Here is a 24665-nt window from a genome sequence, read left to right on the forward strand (position 1 = left end):
CCACATTGGTGCGCATCGGGTAAATTTGGTGCATCGAGGCTAAAAACAGAATGAATATGCTTAGTGATGGTGCGTAGCAAACAACCGCCGTCCGCCGGCGATTGTATTTGAGAGTGCAAACCGCTTACGATGCGGAAACAGATTCAGGCGTCCCCGCCGCCGCCAGCTCTTCTCCCGCCAACTGCAATTGATACATCTGATAATAACGTCCCTGCCGGCGCAATAGTTGCCCGTGAGTCCCCTGCTCAACGGCTTGTCCATGATGGAGCACCATAATCGTATCGGCATCAACAATCGTCGACAATCGATGAGCAATAACGATTAACGTCGTCTCAGCCCGAACAATATTCAGCGCCTTTTGCACCGCCTGCTCCGTACCGGAGTCAATGTTCGCCGTCGCTTCATCCAATATCAGAATTTTAGGGGTTTGCACCAATACCCGGGCAATCGCCAACAGCTGTTTCTGCCCGGTTGATAGATTATTCCCCTGCTCGCCAATCGGGGTATGTAAACCATCAGGAAACCCATGCACCAACTCAGATAGCTGAACAATGTCAAGCACGCGCCATACTTCCTCTTCACTGATGTCGCGCCCCAAGGTGACGTTGGTATACATTGATTCGGCCAGCACCACCGGATCCTGCTGCACCATGGCGACATTATGGCGTAATGCCTGATGCGATAACGTAGGCAGCGGACGGCCATCCAACCGGATCTCGCCTTCATCGGGCGCGTAATACCCCATCAGCAAGTTAGCCAACGTACTCTTGCCGCTGCCGGTATGACCGACCAGCGCGACAAATCCCCGCGCCGGAATCGTCAGTGAAATATGTTGCAGAACCCTTTTTCCCGAACCATAAGAGAAGGACACATCATCAATCTCGACGCGTCCGTGGGGAAGCGTTCGCTCGTCGGCGCCATAATCCTGCTTCGCGCCATCCATCAGTTCAAAAATGCGCTCACCGGCGACGACGGCTTGCTGCAACATGGATTGCTGAGTCGTCATCTCAATCAGCGGCTCATTCAAACGCCCAAGATAATTAATAAACGCATACAGCACCCCGACGCCGACCGAACCGACGGAGCCGAAACCAAATTGCATCAGCAACCCGCACAGCACCATGGTCGAAAACAGACTGAGCAATGGACGTAAGAGAAAACCATCAAGACGCAGCGTTTCCATCCGCGCCCGATAATGCGCCCAACTCGCGGCGCTCAATCGCTCACCGAATCGGGCCTGCTGACGGAATTGCTGAATGACCCCCATCCCGTTGATGACTTCATTAAAGCCATCGTTGATGTCGGCCAGATAACCGCGCACCCGACGAACAATCGGCGTGCTGTAGCGCTGATAAATCAACATGACGATCAATACCGCCGGGAAAATCGTCAGCGCGACCAGCGCCATCCGCCAGTCCAGGCTGAACATCGCCACCAGCATGGCGCCGATCAACGCCGCACTGCGTAGTGCGGTCGATACCACCATGACATACAGATCCTTCACCACCTCCGTGTCGTTGGTGACGCGCGAGATCAGTTGCCCTACCGGCTGAGTGTCAAAGGTGCTGAGCGGTTGCCGCAGCGCGGCGTCCATCACATCGATACGTAATTGCTGCACCACGCCGACCGCCACTCGATTAAATAACAACGCCTGAAAATAGTGCAGCGTCGCCGCCAAAATCTGCAACAGAAGATAGGCGCTGGCCAATCCTGCCGCCAATGCCAAAGGAAACTCGCCTTTCGCAACCAGGTTATCAAGAAAGTAACTCACCAGTACGGGCCCGGAAACCTCGGCCGCCGCGGCTATCCATAGCATCAGCATTCCCAGCGTCAGCGGCTTTCTCCACGGTGAGGCGTAGGACAATAACCGTTTTAATGTGGGCCAAAGCTGTTTAGGGTTATTCATTAACGCTCTTCCCCCTCCGCCAACGGCACATCATCCAGCGCGGCTTCTAATTGTTGATAACGATACATATCCCGATACCAGCCGGCTTCAGCGACCAGATCCCGATGGTTGCCTCGTTGAACGGTGCACCCATGCTGTAGTACCAGAATCTCGTTGGCTTCGGTCAGGGCTGAAAGACGATGAGCGCTGATAATCAGCGTCCGTTGCTCTCCCCACTGTTGAAGATTCTGTAGGATCCGGTGTTCCGTTCGACCGTCAACGGCGGATAATGCGTCATCCAGAATCAAAATTTCCGCATCCAGCAATAGCGCGCGCGCGATGGCGATGCGCTGCTTCTGGCCGCCGGACAACATAACGCCGCGCTCGCCGACTTCGGTATCATAGCCTTGCGGCAGCCGCAAAATGTCATCATGCACGCTGGCAAGGCGAGCCGCTTGTTCAATCTGCCGTTGGGTCGCATCCGGTCGTCCCAGAGAAATGTTGTTCGCGACCGTATCGGAAAAAAGAAAAGGCGTTTGGCCCACGACGGCAAAGCGATGGCGCAACTCATTGAGGCGGATGTCAGACAAAGAAAGATTGTGGTAGCGAATATCCCCCGACTGAATGTCAAAATGGCGCAGGATCAGCGCCAGTAAGGTGCTTTTACCCGATCCCGTGGGACCACACAGTCCCAGCATTTGCCCCGGTTTTAGCGTAAAACCGACCTCTTTTAACGCGCTGCCGGAACTTTCGGGATAATGGAAATCATGAATATTCACGACCAGAGCGCCACGTTCGTCAGGCAGGGATTGCGTACCGTCCATAACGACCGCCTCCTCCGACAACAGCTTGCGAATTCGCCCATATGCCGCGCTTCCGCGCTCAACGATATTGAACATCCATGCCAATGCCAGCATCGGCCATATCATCAGGCCAAGGTACATAACAAAGCTGGTTAACATGCCCAGCGTCAGCGAGCCATGGACCACCATCCAACTGCCCCAGCCGATAGCCAGGAGGTGCGACAATCCGATAGCGATATAAATGGTGGGATTAAAACGCGCATCAACCCGTGCGACATACATGTTTTTGGCGCCGGCGTCTTCTGCAACCTGAGCAAAACGCTCTGATTGATAGTCTTCCAGACCAAACGATTTAATCATTCGAATGCTGGTCAAACTCTCCTGAGCCTGATCGTTAAGCGAGGAAAACGCCGCCTGAGCCGATTTAAAGCGATGATGCAACTGCGTGCCGTAATGTTTGATGATCAGCGCCATGATGGGCATCGGCAACAATGCCAGCAACGTCAGCTGCCAGCTAATCTGGGTACACATAATAACCAGAACGGCGCAGCCCATGACCATGGAATCCACCAGCGTCAGCACCCCTTCGCCAGCGGCGAAGACCACCCGGTCAACGTCGTTGGTGGCAAGCGCCATCAAATCGCCGGTACGATGACGTAAATAAAAGGCGGGATGCTGGCGGCTGAGTTGACGATAAAAATCCTCACGCAGTTCAACAGCCAGTTGGTAAGAGGCCCCAAACAGCAAGACGCGCCATACGCACCTCAGTAGATACACCATCACGGCGGTAAGCAACATCAGGCCGATCCACTGCATCACCCCGGCTGTTGTCATAGTGTGTTGCGTCACGCCGTCCACCACCACCCCGACCAGTTTCGGCGGTAATAATTGCAGGATGGCGATCACCATTAACAACAGCACCGCGCCTACATAGCGTCGCCATTCCCGGCGAAAATACCAGCTTAGTTGAGCAAACAGTCTCACGCAGTTTTGATTCCAATATTCAGAAGTGCGGGTATCAACCCGGGAAAATGATTATACAGAAAGCTTATGACCGATGAATTAGAGAGATAACGGCAGCGCCGTCGTGTACTTGATGCGCTCCATCGCGAAACTGGACGTCACATCCACCAGTCCCGGAATACCATTCACCAACCGCTTATAAAAATCATCATAGCTTTTCATATCAGCAACCTGTACTTGCATCAGATAATCATACTCTCCGGCCATCCGATAGAAAGACAATACTTCAGGCATTTCCGACACGACGCGGGTGAACGTTTGATACCAGACGCTGTTATGTTGCTGGGTTTTCAATAATACAAACGCCGTTAATCCCAGACCCAGCCGCTCATTATCCAGCAACGCGACGCGCCCGCGGATATAGCCTTCCTCTTCCAGCCGCTTCAATCTTTTCCAGCAAGGGGTGGACGTGAGATTGACCGACTCAGCCAGCGTTTGCAGTGAAAGCGTGCAGTCCTGTTGCAGTAAACTCAACAAGGTGCGATCTATTTTATCTAACATGGCGCCATTCCGTAGGAAAGTTTTCTCCAATTTCCCCGCATTAAAGATAAAAAGGCAACTTTTTTCGGCAAAAATCAATCCAACGCCGGTAGAAAGCGGATAATCAAAGCTCGTCACGATGCCCGTCGCTTGCCGCGATGCCAGCGGATCGCTGAATGACGACAAATTTTCAGGTAACATACCGACTTTATGCCCCAACGCATGCTACCCACGTTGCGGCCCCAATTGCATCAAGGTAAATGAAAAATGAAGCGCGCGGTTGTCGTTTTCAGCGGTGGACAAGATTCCACAACCTGCCTGATTCAGGCTCTGAAGCACTATGATGAAGTTCACTGTATTACCTTCGATTACGGACAACGTCACCGTGCGGAAATCGAGATAGCCAGTGAGCTCTCACGGCAACTTGGCGCAACCGCGCATAAAGTTTTGGATGTCGGTTTACTGAATGAACTGGCCGCCAGCAGTCTGACGCGCGACAACATTCCCGTACCCGACTATGACAGCGATGCGCAAGGACTTCCCAGTACATTTGTCCCAGGGCGGAATATCCTTTTCCTGACGCTGGCGTCTATCTATGCCTATCAGGTTGGCGCCGAAGCCGTTATTACCGGCGTGTGCGAAACGGACTTCTCCGGTTATCCGGACTGCCGGGACGAATTCGTCAAGGCATTGAATCAGGCTGTGGTATTGGGTATTGCGCGCGACATTCGCTTCGTCACGCCCTTGATGTGGCTCAATAAGGCGGAAACCTGGGCGCTGGCGGACTATTATCAGCAGTTGGATACCATCCGTCATCACACCCTGACCTGCTATAACGGTATTAAAGGCGATGGCTGCGGTCATTGCGCCGCCTGTCATCTACGGGCCAACGGCTTGCAGGCGTATCAGCGCGATCCGGCCGCAATAATGGCGACGCTGAAGCAGAAAACCGGGTTACGATAACCATCGTCAATAAAAATCAGGCAAGATCGACGGCCCCTATCACACGCTTGCCCGCCATCACGTTGGAACGACGTGTCCATCTCGGTGACCTGTCCTGGCTATGCGCCGCAGAGCAGTTCGCAACCGGTAGAACTTCCACCGGTTGCGAAAAGCATCACAGTTTTAAACGCGACAAATTACGCTTAACCAACGCGGCGCCGATCCCCGGAACTTCCTGCAACTGCTCTATCTGCGTGAAAGGGCCGTTTTGTTCACGGTAACTCACGATTGCTTCCGCTTTTTTAAGACCGACGCCGTTCATCACGCCCGCCAGATCTTCCGCCGTCCCCGTGTTAATGCTTACTTCATCCTCTTCAGCGGCGGGAAGTAATGCCTTTTCCGTCTTTTGAGAGGCCGGGGCTGACTTCGCTTCAATACCGGCATTTTCGTTTTTTGGCGCCGCCTGCGCCAATAGCGGCAACCCCGACAAACTCATGCCGACGATCAGACAAAGCGCTCTTACTCCAGACTTTTTCATGCTGTTTCCTCCATGTGTTTGACAGCCCGGCTACCTTGCCGCAAGCCTTGTCGCACCGCAAATGGCCTTGTCTGAATGTGGAAAAGGCCGCGAAAGCGGCCTTTTGGCGTTGCAACGGTTTGCAAATTTATGCGGAGCTTATTGCTGTTCCTGAGCGGCGGAACCCTGCTTAATTTTCGCTTCGCTGCGCAAGCTAATCAGTAAGGCATCAAATAGCGATCCTACCGTACTTTGCTGTATCTGACCGGCGAACTGCTCTTTCTGCTGATCGGTCAATGGGTGCGGATTCACGCTGTCGAGCGCCACCAACACCACATTACCCGCCTGATCCTGGGTAATGCCGTAAGATGATTGATCTTTGGCAGGATGAGGCAGAGCAAAAACAGACTCGGCCATCACGTCCCCCTGAGAAAGCGAAGACAGGGTTTTCGGCTCGCCGAAACTCAGTTTCGCCGCTTTTAGCGCATCATCCTTGCCCTGTTTCAGGTCGGCCAGAATTTTTTCAGCGTCCACGCGGGCTTGCTGTTCCGCCTTCTGACGTTTAACCGTCTGAATGACCTGATCGCGCACCTGATCCAGCGGACGCGTGCTTTCCGCTTTATGATCGGTAACCCGGATGACAAAGGCACGATCGCCGTCAACGCTGATCACGTCGGAATTGCTTCCGGGGCTGCCGCTTTCGCCAATCAGTCCGCCATCAAAAATGGCCTGAGTCACAGGCTGGAAATTCAAGGCGGCGGGTACCTGCTCGCGAGTAAACCAGTCAGTCTGCGTCGCCTTCACGCCGGCGGCTTCTTCGGCGGAAGCCAAAGACTCATTGTCGTTGCTGGCGGCCTCGCTGACTTTTTGCTGTAAGGCAAAATATTCATCGAGCGCTTTTTCATGCTTAACCTTGGCGGCAATCTCGTCACGCACTTCGCCAAGCGGTTTAACCTGAGACGGCTGGATATCATCCAGACGCACGACCAAATATCCCACCGAGGATTTGATTGCCGCAGAGAGCTGCCCTTTCTCCGTCAGATTCGCTTGCTTAAGATCGTCAACGATGGCGTTTTCATCCATCCATCCCAAATCCCCGCCGTTGCGACGAGAAATCGGGTCCGTCGACTTTTCTTTCGCCAGGGTCGCAAAGTCTGCGCCTTGTTTAAGCGCATCCAGCGCAGACTGCGCCTCCGCATCGGTTTTTACCTGAATGATGCTGAATTTCTTGCGTTCGGGCTGGGTATAGTCGTTTTTATTTTTTTCATAAAAATCAGCGATAGCCGCATCATCGACCACGGTTTTATCCATCAGGCTCGCGGCGTCCAGCGTGATATAGCTGACCTTGAACGCTTCCGGCGCAATGAAACGGATCTTATTCTGGTCGTAATAGCTTTGAATTTCCTCATCAGAAGCGGTTTGAGCTTTAGCGCCGGCGTCAATATCGATGGTCGCCAGACGAACTACCCTATCCTGGGCGGCAAGCTTGACCAGATTGTCGATTTCCTGCGGCAGGATGAACGCCGTATCGCCAAACCCGCGAATCAGCTGCTGGGAAGTCAATTGCTTGCGCAGCAGTTCGGCATAGCCATCGGGCGTCAAACCCAGACGACGAACCTGAGCCAGATATTTTTCATTATCAAAACGGTTATTCGTCTGGAATGCCGGAACAGCGAAAATCGCCTGCTTGATCTGTTCATCGCTGATGTTCAGCCCTAAGGTGTCGGCATATTGATCCAACAGGACTTCATCAATCAGCTGAGAGAGCGCCTGCTGGCGCAGTTGCTGCATATAGCCCTCGTTGCCCGCCAGAATGGAAAAGTTTTCACCTAACGCGTTTTGCTGGCGGTTACGCTCGTTCTGTACGGCTTGCTCAAGCTGAGCACTGGAAATTTCCTGCCCATTAACCTTCGCGGCATAGTTTCCGGAGCCGCCGATAAGATAATCGCCGACGCCGGTTAAAACGAACGATGCAATGATTAAGGCAAGAATAATTTTGAGCACGACGTTATTAGCGGCCGCGCGTAAATTGTCCATCATAATGTGACAACACTCCGCTGTAGAATGAATAACACTCCCTGCGCTGGTAAAACCATGCATCCTCCACAAACAAGGCTAGGGCGAGTTTAATCTTTATCTGACAATAGTAACCTGAATTACCCGCTAAAAAACATCAGGAATGTTCTTTAACATTGCACCACAATGACCACTAAAGCAGGCCGCCGCGAATAACCGGCATAAAAGATCGCCGGGAGCAATGTTGAACATCGCGTGCGGCAGCCCCAGAGGCGGTGGGCAAAACGGCCCGTCATAATAAAAGGCACATCATAAAATGATGCGCCTCGTATCTTACCCTACCATTATCTTTGCGTCAGGTAATGTTTGGCTACCCGCCAAACCTGTGACGTAATAATCAGTTAACGGCGTCTTTCAGCGTCTTACCGGCACGGAAGCCTGGTACTTTTGCTGCCGGGATACTGATTTCTTTACCAGTCTGCGGGTTACGACCGGTACGAGCAGCGCGTTCACGTACGGAGAAAGTACCGAAACCAACAAGAGCAACATCATCTCCTTCTTTCAGAGATTCAGTTACGGAACCAATAATTGCATCCAACACACGCCCTGCCGCTGCCTTGGAAATGTCAGCATCTGCGGCAATTTTGTCGATCAATTGTGACTTGTTCACTCTTTCATCCCCTTTGGAATTCTATGGTCGCGCTGAAATTCCCAAAACACGACACCAAATTTATAACAATCCTGTCAGACCTTAGCAAGTTACCGCTAAAACCAACAGTGCTCTAACTTAGCGGTACAAAAAAAAGCTGGCAAGCACGATTTCACTTACCAGCTCTGATTTTCTCAAGGGTTTTTGCGATATATCACTATTTCGCCTTGGCCGTAGAGGTAACAACCTGCATACCATACGGCGCATTCTGCAATGCCAGCGACAGAACTTCCTCGATCCGTTTCACCGGATGGATGTCCAGATCGGCGATGACGTTTTGCGGAATCTCTTCAAGATCGCGCTTGTTATCATCCGGGATCAATACCGTTTTGATACCGCCGCGATGGGCTGCCAGCAGTTTCTCTTTCAAACCGCCGATGGGCAGCACCAGACCACGCAAGGTAATCTCCCCCGTCATGGCGACATCAGCCCGCACCGGATTCCCGGTCAGACAGGAGACCAGCGCGGTACACATCGCAATCCCGGCGCTCGGGCCGTCTTTCGGCGTCGCGCCTTCGGGAACATGCACGTGGATATCGCGTTTTTCATAGAAATCCGCATTGATGCCCAGCTTATCGGCTCTGGCGCGCACCACGGTGAGCGCGGCCTGAATCGACTCCTGCATGACCTCGCCCAATGACCCGGTATACGTCAGCTTGCCTTTACCAGGAACACAGGCGGTTTCAATGGTCAACAGGTCGCCGCCCACCTCCGTCCACGCCAATCCGGTAACCTGACCGACACGGTTTTCATCATCCGCCCGACCATAATCGAAGCGCTGTACGCCAAGGAAATCCTTGAGGTTGTCGCCGGTGATCTCGATATGCTTAACCGATTTATCCATCAACAGCGTTTTCACCGCTTTGCGGCATAGTTTGGAAATTTCCCGTTCCAGACTACGCACGCCTGCTTCACGCGTGTAGTAGCGGATAATGCCGACAATCGCGCTATCATCAACCACCAGCTCGTTTTTCTTCAGCGCATTGCGTTCAATCTGTTTCGGCAGCAGATGCTGTTTGGCAATGTTCAGCTTTTCGTCTTCGGTATAGCCGGAAAGGCGGATCACTTCCATACGATCAAGCAGCGGCGCAGGAATGTTCATCGAGTTGGATGTTGCGACAAACATCACATCCGACAGATCGTAATCCACTTCCAGATAGTGGTCGTTAAACGCCACGTTCTGTTCCGGATCCAGCACTTCCAGCAATGCCGAAGCGGGATCGCCGCGCATGTCGGAAGACATTTTGTCTATCTCATCCAACAGGAACAGCGGGTTTTTCACCCCGACTTTCGCCATCTTCTGGATCAATTTACCCGGCATGGAACCGATATAGGTACGACGGTGACCACGGATTTCCGCTTCATCACGCACCCCGCCCAGCGCCATCCGCACGTACTGACGACCGGTCGCTTTGGCGATAGACTGCCCCAACGAGGTTTTACCCACCCCCGGCGGCCCGACCAGACACAGGATCGGCCCTTTGATCTTGCTGACGCGACTCTGCACCGCAAGGTATTCCAGAATGCGTTCTTTGACGCGCTCAAGGCCATAATGGTCGGTATCCAGCATCTCCTGCGCCTTGCGCAAATCTTTCTTCACTTTGCTGCGGGCATTCCAGGGAACCTGCACCATCCAGTCGATATAACCGCGTACCACCGTCGCCTCAGCAGACATCGGCGACATCATCTTCAGCTTTTGCAGTTCCGCTTCGGTTTTTTCGCGCGCTTCCTTCGGCATTTTCGCCGCTTCAATCTTGCGCTTCAGCGCTTCATGTTCGTCCGGCGCATCATCCATTTCGCCGAGTTCTTTCTGAATCGCTTTCATTTGCTCATTCAGATAATACTCGCGCTGGCTCTTCTCCATCTGCTTCTTGACGCGGCTGCGGATCCGCTTTTCAACCTGCAACAGGTCGATTTCGGATTCCATCATCGCCATCAGATACTCTAAACGTTCCGTTATATCGGACATTTCAAGCACCGACTGCTTATCCGTCAGCTTCAGCGGCATATGGGCGGCGATGGTATCGGCCAGACGCGCGGCATCGTCAATGCTGTTCAACGATGTCAGCACTTCCGGCGGGATCTTTTTATTCAGCTTGATATAGCCTTCGAACTGATTGATTGCCGTGCGCATCAGAACTTCCTGCTCACGCTCGTCAATCGCCGGGGAATCAAGATATTCCGCCTGCGCGGTGAAATGTTCGCCGCTGTCAGACAGTGTCGTAATACGCGCACGCTGCAACCCTTCAACCAGTACTTTCACCGTGCCGTCCGGCAGTTTCAGCATTTGAAGAATCGAGGCTACCGTCCCTACCGAGAAAAGATCGTTAATACTTGGCTCATCCGTTGAAGCTTCTTTCTGCGCCACCAGCATGATCTTTTTATCATGATCCATCGCGGCTTCAAGGCACCGAATTGACTTTTCCCGACCAACAAACAACGGAATCACCATGTGCGGATAAACCACCACATCGCGCAGCGGCAATACGGGGATTTCTATGCGTTCGGAACGCTCAGGGTTCATAGAGCTCTCTCTTAGTTTCGTTTCCGCCAGGTTAAGGGAATCTCGTGAAACACGATCTTCACGGGTTTCACCAAATAGGTAATTGAGTATATGGGGATAAATATCTTACATTCAACGATCAGAATCCGTGTAAAAGCGAATGGGGGATAAAATCCCCCATTTTTGCCTTGCAAGACGTTTTTTTGGTTAACTATTCGCCGGATGCCTGCTGAGCTTCGGGCTTACCGTAGATCAACAAAGGCTCGGACTGACCAGCGATGACTGACTCATCAATCACCACTTTATCAACGCTTTCCAGTGACGGCAGGTCGTACATGGTATCCAGCAATGCGGCTTCCACGATTGAGCGCAAACCACGCGCGCCGGTTTTACGCGCCATCGCTTTCTTGGCGATCGCCGTCAGCGCTTCATCACGAAACTCCAGCTCAACGCCTTCCAGGTTGAACAACGCCTGATACTGCTTGGTCAGCGCATTTTTCGGTTCACGCAGAATCTGGATCAGCGCATCTTCGCTCAGTTCTTTCAGCGTGGCGACCACCGGCAAACGACCGATAAATTCAGGGATCAATCCAAACTTGATCAAATCGCCGGGTTCGACCTGGCCTAACAGCTCGCCTTCCGTCGCCTTTTCCGACGTCCCTTTTACCGTCGCGCCAAAACCGATGCCGCGTCCGGTGTCGGTACGCTGCTCGATAACCTTGTCCAGACCGGCAAACGCGCCGCCGCAAATAAAGAGGATCTTGGAGGTATCAACCTGCAAAAACTCCTGCTGCGGATGCTTGCGCCCGCCCTGCGGCGGCACCGCGGCGATGGTCCCTTCGATCAGTTTCAGCAGCGCTTGCTGAACCCCTTCGCCGGACACATCGCGCGTAATCGACGGGTTGTCGGATTTACGTGAAATCTTGTCGATTTCATCAATATAGACAATCCCGCGCTGCGCTTTCTGCACATCGTAGTCACATTTTTGCAGCAGCTTCTGAATGATGTTCTCCACGTCCTCGCCCACATAACCGGCTTCGGTCAGCGTAGTGGCGTCGGCCATGGTGAACGGTACGTCCAGAAAACGCGCCAGCGTTTCCGCCAGCAATGTTTTACCGCTACCGGTCGGGCCGATCAGCAAAATGTTACTTTTGCCCAATTCGATGCCGTTACTGCTGTCGCCGTTGCGTAACCGTTTATAGTGGTTATATACCGCGACCGACAGCACCTTCTTGGCCTGTTCCTGACCGATGACGTAATCGTCAAGATGGTGACGGATTTCATGCGGCGTCGGTAGCGCACTGCGCTCACGATGCGGAGACACTTCTTTAATTTCTTCGCGAATAATGTCGTTACACAAGTCAACACATTCATCGCAGATATACACTGACGGCCCGGCAATCAGCTTGCGTACTTCATGCTGGCTTTTGCCGCAGAAAGAGCAGTACAGCAACTTTCCTGAACCGTCTTTGCGCTTATCTGTCATCAGTAAACCTCTTCTTAGTCTTTTGCCCGCAGGCCAACCACAGCGATATCGCTACAGCGAACGCCGACATTTATAGCCAATACGCGCAAGCATACACTGCACAACAGACTATCGGTCGAACACTGATTTTTCAGCCACTATAAACTGCTCACATCGCAAAACATCAATGACGATTAGTGAATACAGAATCTACCAGACCGTAGTCTACCGCCTCATTGGCGGAGAGGAAACGGTCGCGCTCAGTGTCTCTTTCTATCACTTCAAGAGGCTGACCCGTATGTTTGGCCATCAATTCATTCATTCTGGCCTTCACTTTCAATATTTCTTTGGCATGGATTTCAATATCCGTTGCCTGCCCCTGGAATCCGCCCAGCGGCTGGTGAATCATTACCCGGGAATTGGGCAGGCAGATACGTTTGCCCTTCGCGCCCGCGGCCAGCAGGAACGACCCCATGGAACAAGCCTGTCCCATACAGATGGTGCTGACGTCCGGCTTGATAAACTGCATGGTATCGTAGATGGACATGCCGGCGGTAATGACGCCCCCAGGGGAGTTGATGTACAGGAAAATGTCTTTTTCCGGATTTTCAGCTTCCAGAAACAGCATCTGGGCGACGATCAGGTTCGCCATATGATCTTCGACCTGACCGGTCAGGAAGATGATCCGTTCTTTAAGCAGACGGGAATAAATATCGTAAGAACGTTCCCCACGAGAGGTTTGCTCAACCACCATCGGCACCAGGGCCATGTGCGGTGCTTGTCTTTCTTGTTCGCCACTGTATGACATTCACGTCTCCTAAATAAAATACGTCCGGCATCATTCTTGTCCGATTCTACTTTAGATAAATGATGATGACCATGCCGATGCATGCGCTTCATTCATCCAAGGGACAAACACGATTGGCCGGAGATCCCTAATGATGCCTCTTTTTCTCTTCAGTTATTTGGGGTATCCGCACCGTTTTTTCAAGCTTACACTATCCCTTGTTTTACATTAAAGTGTTATCGGCGATAACGTCAACGTCCAACCAGCCGGCGCGACATACTCTTTTTATAGTAGTGTACTTTAAGGCATTCCGTTGAAAAACCAACCGATGATCAGGCTATCATTTAAATAGAAAAAACCCGCGCCATAGGGCTACGGGCTTTTTTGACAGGGGAAAAAATCCCCTGAAAAACAAAGATAATGATGCTTATGCTGTCGTAGTCTGATTCATCAGCTCGTTAAAGCCGACGGATTTTTCAACCACTTTTGCCTTGGCAAGCAGCGTTTCAACCGCTTGTTCTTCCAGGGCAACGTTGCGCATGTTGTTCATCAGTTCTTTGTTTTTGCTGTAGAACTCGACAACTTCCTGCGGATCTTCATACGCGGAAGCCATTTCGTCGATCAACGCTTTAACGCGCTCTTCGTCAGCTTTCAGCTCATTGGCGCTGATGACTTCACCCAGCAGCAGACCAATAACAACGCGGCGTTTGGCTTGCTCTTCAAACAGTTCGCGCGGCAGTTCCAGCGCCTGTTTTTCGTTGCCGCCGAAACGCTGCGCAGCCTGACGACGCAGAACGTCGATTTCGCCGTCGATCAGCGCAGCCGGAACGTCGATGTCGTTCGCTTTGATCAGACCATCCAGAACCTGGGTTTTCACACGGTTACGTACCGCGCCTTTCAGCTCGCGTTCCATATTTTTGCGAACTTCGGCACGCAGACCTTCCTGAGAACCATCTTCCACGCCGAAACGTTTGATGAATTCTTCAGTCAGTTCAGGCAATTCACGCTCTTCGACCTTTTTCAGCACGATGGCGAATTTAGCCGCCTTACCTTTCAGGTTTTCCGCGTGGTAGTCTTCAGGGAAGTTCACATCAATCGTGAATTCTTCGCCGGCTTTGTGACCGACAACGCCATCTTCAAAACCAGGGATCATACGACCCTGGCCCATCGCCAGTACGAAGTCGGAAGCTTTACCGCCTTCAAACTCTTCGCCATCGATAGAACCGGTGAAATCGAGGGTCACGCGATCTTCAGCAGTCGCCGCACCGTCGCTTTCCTTCCAGGTCGCCTGCTGTTTACGCAGCGTTTCCAGCATGGTATCGACATCGGCTTCCGTCACTTCAACAACCGGTTTTTCGACTTCGATTGATTCCAGATCTTTCAGTTCAACTTCTGGATACACTTCGAATTCAACGGAGTAAGTGAAGTCGCCGCCCACTTGATATTCACCCGGAACATAGTTCGGCGCACCAACTGGGTTAATCTTTTCCTTGATGATGGCATCAACGAAATTACGCTGCATCAAATCGCTCAGCACGTCCTGACGCACGGATGCACCATAACGCTGAGCAACAATATTCATCGGCACTTTGCCTTTGCGAAAGCCGTCAATACGTACTTTTTTGGCCGCGTTGACCAGCTCGCTCTTAACTGCACTCTCAATGCTGTCAGCAGCAACGGTAATCGTTACACGGCGCCCAAGGCCTTGAGTGGTTTCAACAGAAACTTGCATCTTGTTACCTCAAAAAATCACAGTGCTCGGTCAACCCCAAAACTATTCTCACAACAGCAAAGCTCAATTCCAAACGAGGCGCCAGCAGCGCTCGACGGAAAAAAACCTTACAGAACCGGGACGGCTACCATGTTGTTACCAGACCCTTGTTCCCTGTAGTCAGAAGCGTCCCGAATACATTCCGGAAAAATAGACGCCGCATTATAGCGGTATAGATAGGATGAGTCGAGGACGGCGGATAGACTATTCAACGGGACTAGCGCTCTTTTTCATCCAACCCGTCCGTAAACGGGTTGGATCCGAAATCTAGGACATGATGCCCGCGCCGCCGCAGGGCGGTGACGAAGGGACGGCATTTTGCAGGCTATCCCACTCTTTGGCCGTGTAGGTATGTAATGCCAACGCATGCAGCGAACTCGCCAGTTCCGCGGCCAGCACCGCATAAATAGCCCGATGACGTCCCAACACCCGCTCCCCTGCAAAACGGTCGCTGACGATAACGACTTTGAAATGGCTTTCAGAACCGGCGGGTACATTATGACGATAGCTTTCATCAATCACTTCCAGGTGAAGCGGTTCGAATTCCGCCCGCAATTTTTCCTCTATAACCTGACGCATCATACGGCTTCCCCTTCGACGCTGAAAAGTTCGGTATCAGCCCGGCGTCTCTGTCGTTGACAGACTGGCCGTCCGCTTCAATCTTAGCTATTTTTCAAGCCGTTATGATCGCTGACGCCTCGCTGCCGGCAGATAATAAATAGCAGCTAAATGGCGTATCTTCACCGACGCTGACGTGATAACGACAACGATGACGGGAATAAAGATAAATTTCAGAAAAATTTACCCCGACTCCGCTCTTTCCCCCGTCGGCGGCAATGATATGATACCAGCAATTTTTGTCAGCTAACCACCCTAATCATTACTGAGAAATTACGCATGTTAAAAAAATTATTTTTCCCGCTTTTGGCTGTACTGATGCTTGCCGGCTGCGCAAGTAAAAGCAACACGCTTAACGTGACGCCGAAGATTACGCTTCCTTCACAGGATCCGACGCTGATGGGCGTGACGATCAGTATCAATGGCGCAGATCAACGCGCCGACCAGGCCCTGGCGAAAGTAAACCGCGAGGGACAACTGGTTACCCTGACCCCGTCGCGCGATCTGCGTTTCCTGTTGCAGGAAGCGCTGGAGAAACAAATGACCGCCCGGGGCTATATGATCGGTACCGGCGGCCCGGTCGCTGTACAGATCGTGGTAAACAATCTGTATGCCGACGTCTCCGAAGGGAATCTGCGTTACAACATCACGACCAAAGCCGACATTTCCATCATCTCCCAGGCCGCCAACGGCAACAAACAGGTTAAGAACTACCGTTCAACCTATAATGTTCAGGGCGCTTTCACGGCGACCAACGATAAAATCACCGATGCGGTCAATACGGTGTTGGCCGATGTCATCAATGACATGGCGCAGGACACCAGCGTCAGCGCCTTCATTAAAGAAAACGCCCGTTAATCTTTCCATTCCGCTTCCTTTGCTCCGCAACCTTCCCTGCGGAGCAAGGGAAAGGACTTTTCATGCTTAGTCGTATCGTTAATCTGTTTAGTCAGCGTAATTCACTTTTCCTTCTGCTGCTGGGTTTTGCTTCCGGTCTGCCTCTGGCGTTGACGTCCGGCACGCTGCAAGCCTGGATGACGGTGGAAAACGTCGATCTGAGAACCATCGGCTTTTTTTCCCTGGTCGGGCAAGCCTACGTGTTCAAATTTTTGTGGTCGCCGCTGATGGATCGCTATACTCCGCCGTTCCTTGGCAGACGCCGGGGATGGTTGGTGCTCAGCCAGCTCTCTCTGGTTGGCGCGATTATCGCCATGGGGTTTATGAATCCGGCGGACCACCTGTGGTGGCTGGCCGCGCTGGCGGTGCTGGTGGCTTTCTGCTCGGCCTCGCAGGATATTGTTTTCGACGCCTACAAAACGGACCTGCTGCCGCCGGAAGAACGGGGAACCGGCGCGGCGGTTTCGGTATTGGGTTATCGCCTGGCCATGCTGGTTTCCGGCGGACTGGCGCTATGGATTGCAGACCGGGTATTAGGCTGGCAGGCCACTTACTGGCTGATGGGCGGGTTGATGCTCATCGGCGCGCTCGCCACCCTGCTGGCGCCGGAACCGCATAACAGCCAACCCGCGCCCCGCACCATTGAGCAGGCGATCGTCGCGCCGTTGCGTGACTTCTTCGGACGCAACAATGCCTGGCTGATATTGCTGTTAATCGTGCTGTATAAATTGGGCGACGCCTTCGCCATCACCCTGACCACCACCTTCCTTATTCGCGGCGTCGGCTTCAATGCCGGCGATGTCGGTCTGATCAACAAAACGCTCGGGTTGTTCGCCACTATTGTCGGCGCCGTTTATGGCGGACTGCTGATGCAGCGGCTAACGTTGTTCAGGGCGTTAATGCTGTTCGGGATTTTGCAGGCGGTTTCCAATGCGGGTTACTGGCTGTTATCCGTCACCGATAAAAACATGTTCACCATGGCCAGCGCCGTCTTTCTGGAGAACCTGTGCGGCGGGATGGGTACCTCGGCGTTCGTGGCGTTGTTGATGACGCTGTGCAACAAATCGTTTTCCGCCACGCAATTCGCCCTGCTGTCGGCCCTTTCCGCCGTGGGGCGGGTCTATGTCGGCCCGATTGCCGGCTGGTTTGTTGAGTCCTACGGCTGGGCGTGGTTTTATCTGTTTTCCATCTTCGCCGCCCTGCCGGGGCTGGCGCTGTTGATGGTGTGTCGGGGAACGCTGGAATACACGCAACAAACCGACGATTTTCTGCCGCGCAACGCTTTTTCCCGTTATTATGCCGGGGCGTTACGCACGCTGGCTATCGGCGCAGGCTTGCTGGGGTTATGGTTGGCATTGCTGATTACCAACGCCATCGGCTGGACCATCCTGCCGCGGCTGGCTGATTACTTGCTGATGACGGGCGGCGGATTGGCGCTGCTGGGCATTATTCTGGGCAGCCTGCTGGATTATCTCGCGTTGCGAGCGCCCTTAACGCGTTCCGGTTGAACGCTTTAAGGGGATAAAAGCGCCTTATTGTGCTGTTTTCCCCTTATTAAATTATTTTTATTCTGAATAATGTCGTAATGAAAAGATTTATTTCATCGCGCCAAACATTTCGCCGAAACAAATTTTCTACGGCGAAAAGTCTCGCTGTGACGGGAATTTTCGCCGCTTTGAAAATAAAAGCGGCTAGCGGTTGTAATTTTTTATTATCAATCCATACTTTTGCTTGGGTAACGAGATAATTCCCTGTTTTTAAATACCATTTTTATTCACCGCTGACTTTGTGACAATCCGTGCAAAAAGCGGCAACAACTGGCTGACATAACCTTAATCATGTTTACAGTACAGTAACCTTCCCGTAAAATGCCCGCTCGCGTGAAATGACAATAGAGCCCTTGTAATTGAGGTCGCTAGATGAGACTCAGGAACTACAATAAAATTTTTGGGATGTTGTCTTTATTTGCAGCTACCGTACTACTCAGCGGCTGCGATATGGCACTGATGAATCCCAAAGGACAAGTCGGGTTAGAACAAAGATCGTTAATACTGACGGCCATCGGGCTGATGTTGATCGTTGTTGTTCCCGTCATCATTATGACGATCGCCTTTGCCTGGAAGTTCAGAGCTTCCAATGAAAAGGCAAAGTATACCCCCAACTGGTCGCACTCCAACAAGATTGAAGCCGTTGTCTGGACCGTGCCGATTATTATCGTGGCGATCCTTGCCGCTATCACCTGGAAGACAACCCATTCGCTTGATCCCTATAAGCCTTTGGAATCAGACGTTAAGCCAATTAACGTCGAAGTGGTTTCCCTTGACTGGAAATGGCTGTTTGTTTACCCGGACCTGGGCATTGCCAGCGTTAATGAACTGGCGTTCCCGGCAAACGTTCCTGTCGCATTCAAAATCACCTCTGACTCGGTCATGAATTCCTTCTTCATTCCGCGTCTCGGGGGCCAGATATACGCCATGGCCGGTATGCAAACCAAGCTTCATTTGATCGCGAATGAACCTGGAAAATATGACGGGATTTCCGGCGGCTATAGCGGAAAAGGCTTCTCCGGCATGAAGTTCACCGCCATTGCCACCCCCACCCAGCAGGAATTCGACCAATGGGTGGCGAACGTCCGTGCATCGACCAAAACGCTCGACAGCATGGATGAGTTCAATAAGCTGGCTCAGCCAAGTGAATACCATCCCGTGGAATACTTCTCCAGCGTTCAACCGGATTTGTTCAGAAATATTATTCGCAAATTCACAGGCAACGACATGAACATGCAACATCATGGTGACGGCATGAAGCACGACGAAAACATGCCGCACAGTGAGGGTGTGAACATGAGTGAGCATGCCTCACATCAAGGAGCCGAGGGATAATAAGATGTTCGGAAAACTTACACTCGATGCAATTCCGTATCATGAACCCATCATCATGGTTACCGTGGTGGCGATCATCGTCGGCGGCCTGGCGCTGCTGGCGGCATTAACCTATTTCGGCAAGTGGAAATGGTTATGGACGGAATGGTTTACCTCCGTAGACCATAAAAAGATCGGCATCATGTATGTCATCGTCGCGCTGGTGATGATGATACGTGGTTTCGCCGACGCCATCATGATGCGCGGTCAGCAGGCGCTTGCCTCCGCCGGCGAAGCCGGCTTCCTCAACGCCCACCACTACGATCAGATCTTTACCGCGCACGGCGTGATCATGATTTTCTTTGTGGCGACGCCGTTCGTTGTGGGGTTGATGAACCTGGCGGTGCCGCTGCAAATCGGCGCCCGCGACGTGGCGTTCCCTTTCCTGAACTCGCTGAGTTTCTGGTTATTCGTCGCCGGCGTCATTCTGATCAACATCTCTCTGGGGGTCGGCGAATTCGCCCAGACCGGTTGGGTGGCCTATCCGCCGCTTTCGGGTAAGGAGTACAGTCCCGGCGTCGGGGTCGATTACTGGATATGGAGTCTACAGATATCCGGTTTAGGCACCACGCTGACCGGCGTTAACTTCTTCGCCACCATCATGAAAATGCGCGCGCCCGGCATGTCATTGATGAAAATGCCGGTATTTACCTGGACGGCGCTGTGTACCAACGTGCTGATTATCGCCGCCTTCCCGATTTTAACCGTGACCATCGCGCTGCTGACGCTGGATCGTTACCTCGGCACCCATTTCTTTACCAATGATATGGGCGGCAACATGATGATGTATATCAACCTCATCTGGGCCTGGGGTCATCCGGAAGTTTACATTCTGGTGCTGCCGGTATTCGGTATCTATTCCGAAGTCGTGGCTACGTTCTGTAAAAAACGGCTGTTCGGCTACACCTCGCTGGTGTGGGCGACCATCGCGATTACCGTACTGTCGTTCGTCGTCTGGCTGCACCACTTCTTCACCATGGGTTCCGGCGCCAACGTCAACGCCTTCTTCGGCATCGCCACGATGATTATTTCCATCCCGACCGGGGTGAAAATCTTTAACTGGCTGTTCACCATGTATCAGGGTCGCATTCAGTCGCACTCCGCGATGCTGTGGACCACCGGTTTCATCATCACCTTCTCCATCGGCGGGATGACCGGCGTATTGCTGGCGGTGCCGGGCGCCAACTTCGTGCTGCACAACAGCCTGTTCCTGATCGCTCACTTCCACAACGTGATCATCGGCGGCGTGGTGTTCGGCTGCTTTGCCGGCATCACTTACTGGTTCCCGAAAGCGTTCGGCTTCACCCTGAACGAAACCTGGGGTAAACGCGCGTTCTGGTTCTGGATCATCGGCTTCTTCGTTGCCTTTATGCCGCTGTACGTACTGGGCTTTATGGGCATGACCCGTCGTCTAAGTCAGCAAATCAACCCGGAATTCCATCCTCTGCTGCTGGTGGCTTCCGCGGGCGTCGTGCTTATCGGCATCGGTATTCTGTGCCAGGTGATGCAGTTCTACGTCAGTATTCGCGATCGCCATCAGAACCGCGACCTGACGGGCGACCCGTGGGACGGACGTACGCTGGAATGGTCAACCTCTTCTCCGGCGCCGTTCTATAACTTCGCCACCGTGCCGCACGTCAACGATCGCGATGCGTTCTGGGACGACAAAGAGAAAGGCCAGGCTTATAAGCGCCCGGCGGGTTATGAAGAGATCCATATGCCGAAAAACACCGGCGCGGGCGTGATCATCTCTGCATTCAGCCTGGTGTTCGGTTTCGCCATGATCTGGCATATCTGGTGGCTGGCGATTATCGGCTTCGCCGGTATGGTCGTGACCTGGATCGTGCATAGCTTTAATCAGGACGTTGACTACTACGTGCCGGTTAAAGACATCGAGCAAATTGAGAATCAGAATTTTGATCAAATCAGCAAAGCAGGTCTGAAACATGTCAACTGAAACTCTGACTAACCATAGCGCAGCCCATGCCGAGCATGGGCACCACGATGCGGGGGCCACCAAGGTATTCGGCTTCTGGATCTACCTGATGAGCGACTGCATCCTGTTTGCGTCTCTGTTCGCGACCTATGCCGTGCTGGTTAACGGTACCGCGGGCGGCCCGACGGGAAAGGACATTTTCGAACTGCCTTTCGTACTGGTGGAAACCTTCGTTCTGCTGTTCAGCAGCATTACCTACGGCATGGCGATGATCGCCATGCACAAGGGGAATAAATCGCAGGTTAATCTCTGGCTGGGACTGACGTTCCTGTTCGGGCTGGCGTTTATCGCCATGGAAATCTATGAATTCCACCACCTGATCGCCGAAGGTTTCGGCCCGGATCGCAGCGCTTTCCTGTCGGCGTTCTTTGCGTTGGTCGGCACCCACGGCATCCACGTGACCGCCGGTCTGATCTGGCTCGCCATCTTGATGGCGCAGGTTTCCAGCCGTGGGCTGACCGCCGTCAACAGAACCCGCCTGATGTGCCTTAGCCTGTTCTGGCACTTCCTGGACGTGGTCTGGATTTGCGTGTTCACCGTTGTTTATCTGATGGGGGCGATGTAATGAGTCATTCAACCACCGATCATGCAGGCGCCAGCCACGGTAGCGCCAAATCCTATCTGATAGGGTTTGTTCTGTCCGTTATCCTGACCGTGATCCCTTTTGCGATGGTCATGGCCGGTTCAGCCTCACATAACGTCATCATCCTGGCCGTTGTCGGATGTGCGGTTATCCAGATTCTGGTTCATCTGGTGTACTTCCTGCATCTGAGTTCCGCCTCGGAAGAGCGCTGGAACGTGGTGGCCCTTGTGTTTACCGTCCTGATTATCGCCATTGTCGTCGTCGGTTCCATATGGATTATGTGGAACACGCACGCCAATATGATGATCCAGTAACCGAGCCGTAAAAGATGATTAAATACCTGCAAGTCACTAAACCAGGCATTATTTTCGGTAATCTGATTTCTGTTATCGGCGGATTTCTCCTCGCCGCGCAAGGCAGCATTGATTACCCCCTGTTCCTTTCCACGCTGTTTGGAGTATCGCTGGTCGTTGCGTCGGGTTGTGTGTTTAACAACGTTATCGACCGCGATATCGATAAAAAAATGGAGAGAACCAAAAACAGGGTTCTGGTGAAGGGTCTGATTTCGCTGAAGGTAACCCTGGTTTACGCTTCGCTGCTGGGTATTGCCGGTTTTGCGCTGCTGTATATCGCCGCCAATCCGCTGGCCATGTGGCTGGCGGTGATGGGCTTCGTGGTTTATGTCGGCGTTTACAGCCTGTATATGAAGCGTCATTCGGTTTACGGCACGCTGATTGGCAGCCTGTCCGGCGCCGCGCCGCCGGTTATCGGTTATTGCGCCGTCAGCAACCAATTCGACGCAGGCGCGCTGATTCTGCTGCTGATCTTCAGCCTGTGGCAGATGCCGCACTCCTACGCGATCGCCATTTTCCGCTTTAAGGATTACCAGGCCGCCAATATTCCGGTATTGCCGGTGGTGAAAGGCATTTCCGTGGCGAAAAACCATATCACGCTGTATATCCTGGCGTTTATGATTGCCACCCTGATGCTGTCTCTGGGCGGTTATGCGGGTTACAAATACCTGGTGGTTGCCGCCGCCGTCAGCGTGTGGTGGTTAGGCATGGCGTTGTCAGGCTATAAAAACGCCAATGATGACCGGGTATGGGCGAAAAAACTGTTTATCTTCTCGATTGTCGCCATTACCTCGCTGAGCGTGATGATGTCCGTTGACTCCATCGCGCCGACGCAGGAAGTGTTACTGACTTATTTACGTTAATCATCGGCACGCCGCTCAAGCAACCCTTCCGGCTTTCCCCCCGCCCCTCCCCTTCGCTGGGGAGGGCGTCAATGGCAAATACCGTAACAAACCTGTCGTTTACGCAAAGACGAATAACGCACTAGAATAACGCCGACTGTTTTCCAGAGGTATTAATGAACGACAATAAAATGACTCCCGGCGAGCTGCGCGCAACGTGGGGGCTAGGTACGGTATTTTCGCTGCGTATGCTCGGCATGTTTATGGTACTGCCCGTTCTGACCACCTACGGCATGGCATTGCAGGGCGCCAGCGAATCGCTTATCGGCGTTGCTATCGGCATTTATGGCCTGATGCAGGCGATTTTTCAAATTCCCTTTGGTCTGATGTCGGATCGTATCGGCCGCAAGCCTTTGATTGTCGTTGGCCTGCTGGTCTTTACCCTGGGCAGCGTCATCGCCGCGCTCAGCGACTCCATCTGGGGAATCATTCTTGGCCGCGCGCTACAGGGTTCCGGGGCGATTTCCGCCGCGGTGATGGCTTTGCTGTCCGATCTTACCCGCGAGCAAAATCGAACCAAAGCGATGGCCTTTATCGGCGTCAGCTTCGGCGTCACTTTTGCCATCGCCATGGTGGCAGGCCCTATCGTCACCCATGCTTTTGGCTTGCAGGCCTTATTCTGGGGGATTGCCGCGCTGGCGCTGATGGGCATTGCGATCACCATGACTCTGATCCCCGTCCCTCCGGCTCACGTGCTGAATCGGGAATCGGCCATCGTACGCGGCAGCTTTCATAAGGTTTTAGCCAATAGCCGCCTGCTGAAACTGAACTTCGGCATTATGAGTTTGCATATTCTGCTGATGTCGAGTTTTGTGGCGTTGCCGCGCGTGATGGAACAGGCCGGACTTGCGCCGCAGGATCACTGGAAAGTCTATCTGGTCACCATGCTGGTTTCCTTCGCCGGCGTCGTACCGTTCATTATCTACGCCGAGTTGAAACGACGTATGAAGCAGGTATTCGTCGGCTGCATTGCGGTGCTTATCGCCGCCGAGCTGGCGCTGTGGGGCGCGGGTAATCAGCTCTGGCAGATTATCGCCGGCGTGCAGTTGTTCTTTCTGGCGTTTAACGTGATGGAAGCGCTATTGCCGTCGTTGATCAGCAAAGAATCGCCAGCCGGCTATAAAGGCACCGCGATGGGCGTGTATTCCACGACACAGTTTCTTGGCGTGGCTATCGGCGGCAGTCTGGGCGGCGCCCTGTTTGAACTCTATGGCGCGGCGGTCGTCTTCGCGGCCGGCGCAGGCATCGCCGTATTGTGGCTGCTTATCGGCTTCACCATGCAGGAGCCGCCCTACCTCAGCAGTCTGAGAATTACCCTCTCCGATTTGGCTTTGCATCACCGCGATCTCGAACAACAAATGCGTACCCAGCCCGGCGTGGCGGAGGTGATTATCGTGCCGGATGAGCGCAGCGCTTACGTCAAGATCGATAATAAGAAAATCAACCGACAACAGTTAGAACAGTGGCTGCTGACCCTGAGTTCGCATTAAACGC

General features: G+C 52.9%; 20 protein-coding genes. 9 read left to right on the top strand and 11 right to left on the bottom strand.

What is annotated here, in order from left to right; translation table 11 throughout:
* Positions 1–124: 124 nt before the first annotated feature.
* The 3 genes from ABRZ26_RS07045 to ABRZ26_RS07055 all read right to left on the bottom strand — a co-directional run bounded on the left by ABRZ26_RS07045 (position 125) and on the right by ABRZ26_RS07055 (position 4212).
* Positions 125–1906, bottom strand: a complete 1782-nt coding sequence (locus ABRZ26_RS07045) for a SmdB family multidrug efflux ABC transporter permease/ATP-binding protein (protein WP_319603538.1) — start codon at positions 1904–1906, stop codon at positions 125–127.
* Positions 1906–3672, bottom strand: coding sequence for a SmdA family multidrug ABC transporter permease/ATP-binding protein (locus ABRZ26_RS07050; RefSeq protein WP_319603539.1), 1767 nt, complete (start codon positions 3670–3672; stop codon positions 1906–1908). Before ABRZ26_RS07050 ends, ABRZ26_RS07045 begins: the two co-directional genes overlap by 1 nt.
* A 78-nt stretch (positions 3673–3750) precedes the next feature.
* Positions 3751–4212 (bottom strand): Lrp/AsnC family transcriptional regulator, encoded by a 462-nt coding sequence (locus ABRZ26_RS07055; protein WP_319603540.1) that lies wholly within the window; start codon positions 4210–4212, stop codon positions 3751–3753.
* A gap of 246 nt (positions 4213–4458) precedes the next feature.
* Here ABRZ26_RS07055 and queC point away from each other — a divergent pair, with 246 nt between their 5' ends.
* A complete protein-coding gene (gene queC / locus ABRZ26_RS07060) occupies positions 4459–5154 on the top strand; it encodes a 7-cyano-7-deazaguanine synthase QueC (RefSeq protein WP_319603541.1) in 696 nt (231 codons plus the stop codon).
* A gap of 154 nt (positions 5155–5308) precedes the next feature.
* On the opposite strand, the gene ABRZ26_RS07065 is transcribed toward queC, so the two are convergent.
* The 8 genes from ABRZ26_RS07065 to bolA all read right to left on the bottom strand — a co-directional run bounded on the left by ABRZ26_RS07065 (position 5309) and on the right by bolA (position 15483).
* The gene (locus tag ABRZ26_RS07065) at positions 5309–5671 is read right to left on the bottom strand and encodes a helix-hairpin-helix domain-containing protein (protein WP_319603542.1); all 363 of its coding nucleotides are present in this window, start codon (positions 5669–5671) and stop codon (positions 5309–5311) included.
* A gap of 138 nt (positions 5672–5809) precedes the next feature.
* On the bottom strand, positions 5810–7690 hold the full coding sequence (ppiD, locus tag ABRZ26_RS07070; RefSeq protein ID WP_319603543.1) for a peptidylprolyl isomerase: 1881 nt from the start codon (positions 7688–7690) through the stop codon (positions 5810–5812).
* Between the two features lie 373 nt (positions 7691–8063).
* A complete protein-coding gene (gene hupB, locus ABRZ26_RS07075; RefSeq protein ID WP_005976031.1) occupies positions 8064–8336 on the bottom strand; it encodes a nucleoid-associated protein HU-beta in 273 nt (90 codons plus the stop codon).
* A gap of 196 nt (positions 8337–8532) precedes the next feature.
* Positions 8533–10899 carry an endopeptidase La gene (gene lon / locus ABRZ26_RS07080; RefSeq protein ID WP_319603544.1) on the bottom strand — a complete coding sequence of 789 codons (2367 nt, stop codon included), beginning with the start codon at positions 10897–10899 and terminating at the stop codon, positions 8533–8535.
* Between the two features lie 190 nt (positions 10900–11089).
* Complete coding sequence (gene clpX, locus ABRZ26_RS07085) at positions 11090–12364, bottom strand: ATP-dependent protease ATP-binding subunit ClpX (RefSeq protein ID WP_319603546.1); 1275 nt, start codon at positions 12362–12364, stop codon at positions 11090–11092.
* Positions 12365–12527: 163 nt separating this feature from the next.
* Positions 12528–13151, bottom strand: a complete 624-nt coding sequence (clpP, locus tag ABRZ26_RS07090) for an ATP-dependent Clp endopeptidase proteolytic subunit ClpP (RefSeq protein ID WP_319603547.1) — start codon at positions 13149–13151, stop codon at positions 12528–12530.
* 406 nt (positions 13152–13557) lie between these two features.
* Positions 13558–14862, bottom strand: a complete 1305-nt coding sequence (gene tig / locus ABRZ26_RS07095; protein WP_319603548.1) for a trigger factor — start codon at positions 14860–14862, stop codon at positions 13558–13560.
* A 306-nt stretch (positions 14863–15168) separates the two neighbouring features.
* The gene (gene bolA / locus ABRZ26_RS07100) at positions 15169–15483 is read right to left on the bottom strand and encodes a transcriptional regulator BolA (RefSeq protein WP_319603549.1); all 315 of its coding nucleotides are present in this window, start codon (positions 15481–15483) and stop codon (positions 15169–15171) included.
* Positions 15484–15798: 315 nt separating this feature from the next.
* Here bolA and ABRZ26_RS07105 point away from each other — a divergent pair, with 315 nt between their 5' ends.
* The 8 genes from ABRZ26_RS07105 (at position 15799) to ABRZ26_RS07140 (ending at position 24661) form a co-directional block, all read left to right on the top strand.
* Positions 15799–16377 (top strand): lipoprotein, encoded by a 579-nt coding sequence (locus ABRZ26_RS07105; protein ID WP_319603550.1) that lies wholly within the window; start codon positions 15799–15801, stop codon positions 16375–16377.
* Positions 16378–16439: 62 nt separating this feature from the next.
* Positions 16440–17924: a muropeptide MFS transporter AmpG gene (ampG, locus tag ABRZ26_RS07110; RefSeq protein ID WP_319603551.1), complete on the top strand. Its 1485-nt coding sequence runs from the start codon at positions 16440–16442 to the stop codon at positions 17922–17924.
* Between the two features lie 411 nt (positions 17925–18335).
* Positions 18336–19298 carry a cytochrome o ubiquinol oxidase subunit II gene (gene cyoA / locus ABRZ26_RS07115; protein WP_319603552.1) on the top strand — a complete coding sequence of 321 codons (963 nt, stop codon included), beginning with the start codon at positions 18336–18338 and terminating at the stop codon, positions 19296–19298.
* Between the two features lie 4 nt (positions 19299–19302).
* A complete protein-coding gene (gene cyoB, locus ABRZ26_RS07120) occupies positions 19303–21294 on the top strand; it encodes a cytochrome o ubiquinol oxidase subunit I (protein ID WP_319603553.1) in 1992 nt (663 codons plus the stop codon).
* Positions 21284–21898 carry a cytochrome o ubiquinol oxidase subunit III gene (locus ABRZ26_RS07125; protein WP_319603554.1) on the top strand — a complete coding sequence of 205 codons (615 nt, stop codon included), beginning with the start codon at positions 21284–21286 and terminating at the stop codon, positions 21896–21898. The genes cyoB and ABRZ26_RS07125 overlap by 11 nt, the downstream gene beginning before the upstream one ends.
* On the top strand, positions 21898–22230 hold the full coding sequence (locus ABRZ26_RS07130; RefSeq protein ID WP_319603555.1) for a cytochrome o ubiquinol oxidase subunit IV: 333 nt from the start codon (positions 21898–21900) through the stop codon (positions 22228–22230). Before ABRZ26_RS07125 ends, ABRZ26_RS07130 begins: the two co-directional genes overlap by 1 nt.
* Before the next feature lie 14 nt (positions 22231–22244).
* Complete coding sequence (gene cyoE, locus ABRZ26_RS07135; RefSeq protein ID WP_319603556.1) at positions 22245–23132, top strand: heme o synthase; 888 nt, start codon at positions 22245–22247, stop codon at positions 23130–23132.
* A 155-nt stretch (positions 23133–23287) separates the two neighbouring features.
* Positions 23288–24661 (top strand): MFS transporter, encoded by a 1374-nt coding sequence (locus ABRZ26_RS07140; RefSeq protein ID WP_319603557.1) that lies wholly within the window; start codon positions 23288–23290, stop codon positions 24659–24661.
* Positions 24662–24665 lie beyond the last annotated feature (4 nt).

This window comes from Brenneria sp. L4-2C (assembly GCF_040240335.1).
GTDB lineage: Bacteria > Pseudomonadota > Gammaproteobacteria > Enterobacterales > Enterobacteriaceae > Brenneria.

What these genes read in the sequence shown, in the direction of transcription:
- ABRZ26_RS07045 (WP_319603538.1), bottom strand. Translation starts at nt 1,906, where the DNA reads ATGAATAACCCTAAACAGCTTTGGCCCACATTAAAACGGTTATTGTCC.
- ABRZ26_RS07055 (WP_319603540.1), bottom strand. Translation starts at nt 4,212, where the DNA reads ATGTTAGATAAAATAGATCGCACCTTGTTGAGTTTACTGCAACAGGAC.
- queC (WP_319603541.1), top strand. Translation starts at nt 4,459, where the DNA reads ATGAAGCGCGCGGTTGTCGTTTTCAGCGGTGGACAAGATTCCACAACC.
- ABRZ26_RS07065 (WP_319603542.1), bottom strand. Translation starts at nt 5,671, where the DNA reads ATGAAAAAGTCTGGAGTAAGAGCGCTTTGTCTGATCGTCGGCATGAGT.
- ppiD (WP_319603543.1), bottom strand. Translation starts at nt 7,690, where the DNA reads ATGATGGACAATTTACGCGCGGCCGCTAATAACGTCGTGCTCAAAATT.
- lon (WP_319603544.1), bottom strand. Translation starts at nt 10,899, where the DNA reads ATGAACCCTGAGCGTTCCGAACGCATAGAAATCCCCGTATTGCCGCTG.
- clpX (WP_319603546.1), bottom strand. Translation starts at nt 12,364, where the DNA reads ATGACAGATAAGCGCAAAGACGGTTCAGGAAAGTTGCTGTACTGCTCT.
- clpP (WP_319603547.1), bottom strand. Translation starts at nt 13,151, where the DNA reads ATGTCATACAGTGGCGAACAAGAAAGACAAGCACCGCACATGGCCCTG.
- tig (WP_319603548.1), bottom strand. Translation starts at nt 14,862, where the DNA reads ATGCAAGTTTCTGTTGAAACCACTCAAGGCCTTGGGCGCCGTGTAACG.
- bolA (WP_319603549.1), bottom strand. Translation starts at nt 15,483, where the DNA reads ATGATGCGTCAGGTTATAGAGGAAAAATTGCGGGCGGAATTCGAACCG.
- ABRZ26_RS07105 (WP_319603550.1), top strand. Translation starts at nt 15,799, where the DNA reads ATGTTAAAAAAATTATTTTTCCCGCTTTTGGCTGTACTGATGCTTGCC.
- ampG (WP_319603551.1), top strand. Translation starts at nt 16,440, where the DNA reads ATGCTTAGTCGTATCGTTAATCTGTTTAGTCAGCGTAATTCACTTTTC.
- cyoA (WP_319603552.1), top strand. Translation starts at nt 18,336, where the DNA reads ATGAGACTCAGGAACTACAATAAAATTTTTGGGATGTTGTCTTTATTT.
- cyoB (WP_319603553.1), top strand. Translation starts at nt 19,303, where the DNA reads ATGTTCGGAAAACTTACACTCGATGCAATTCCGTATCATGAACCCATC.
- ABRZ26_RS07125 (WP_319603554.1), top strand. Translation starts at nt 21,284, where the DNA reads ATGTCAACTGAAACTCTGACTAACCATAGCGCAGCCCATGCCGAGCAT.
- ABRZ26_RS07130 (WP_319603555.1), top strand. Translation starts at nt 21,898, where the DNA reads ATGAGTCATTCAACCACCGATCATGCAGGCGCCAGCCACGGTAGCGCC.
- cyoE (WP_319603556.1), top strand. Translation starts at nt 22,245, where the DNA reads ATGATTAAATACCTGCAAGTCACTAAACCAGGCATTATTTTCGGTAAT.
- ABRZ26_RS07140 (WP_319603557.1), top strand. Translation starts at nt 23,288, where the DNA reads ATGAACGACAATAAAATGACTCCCGGCGAGCTGCGCGCAACGTGGGGG.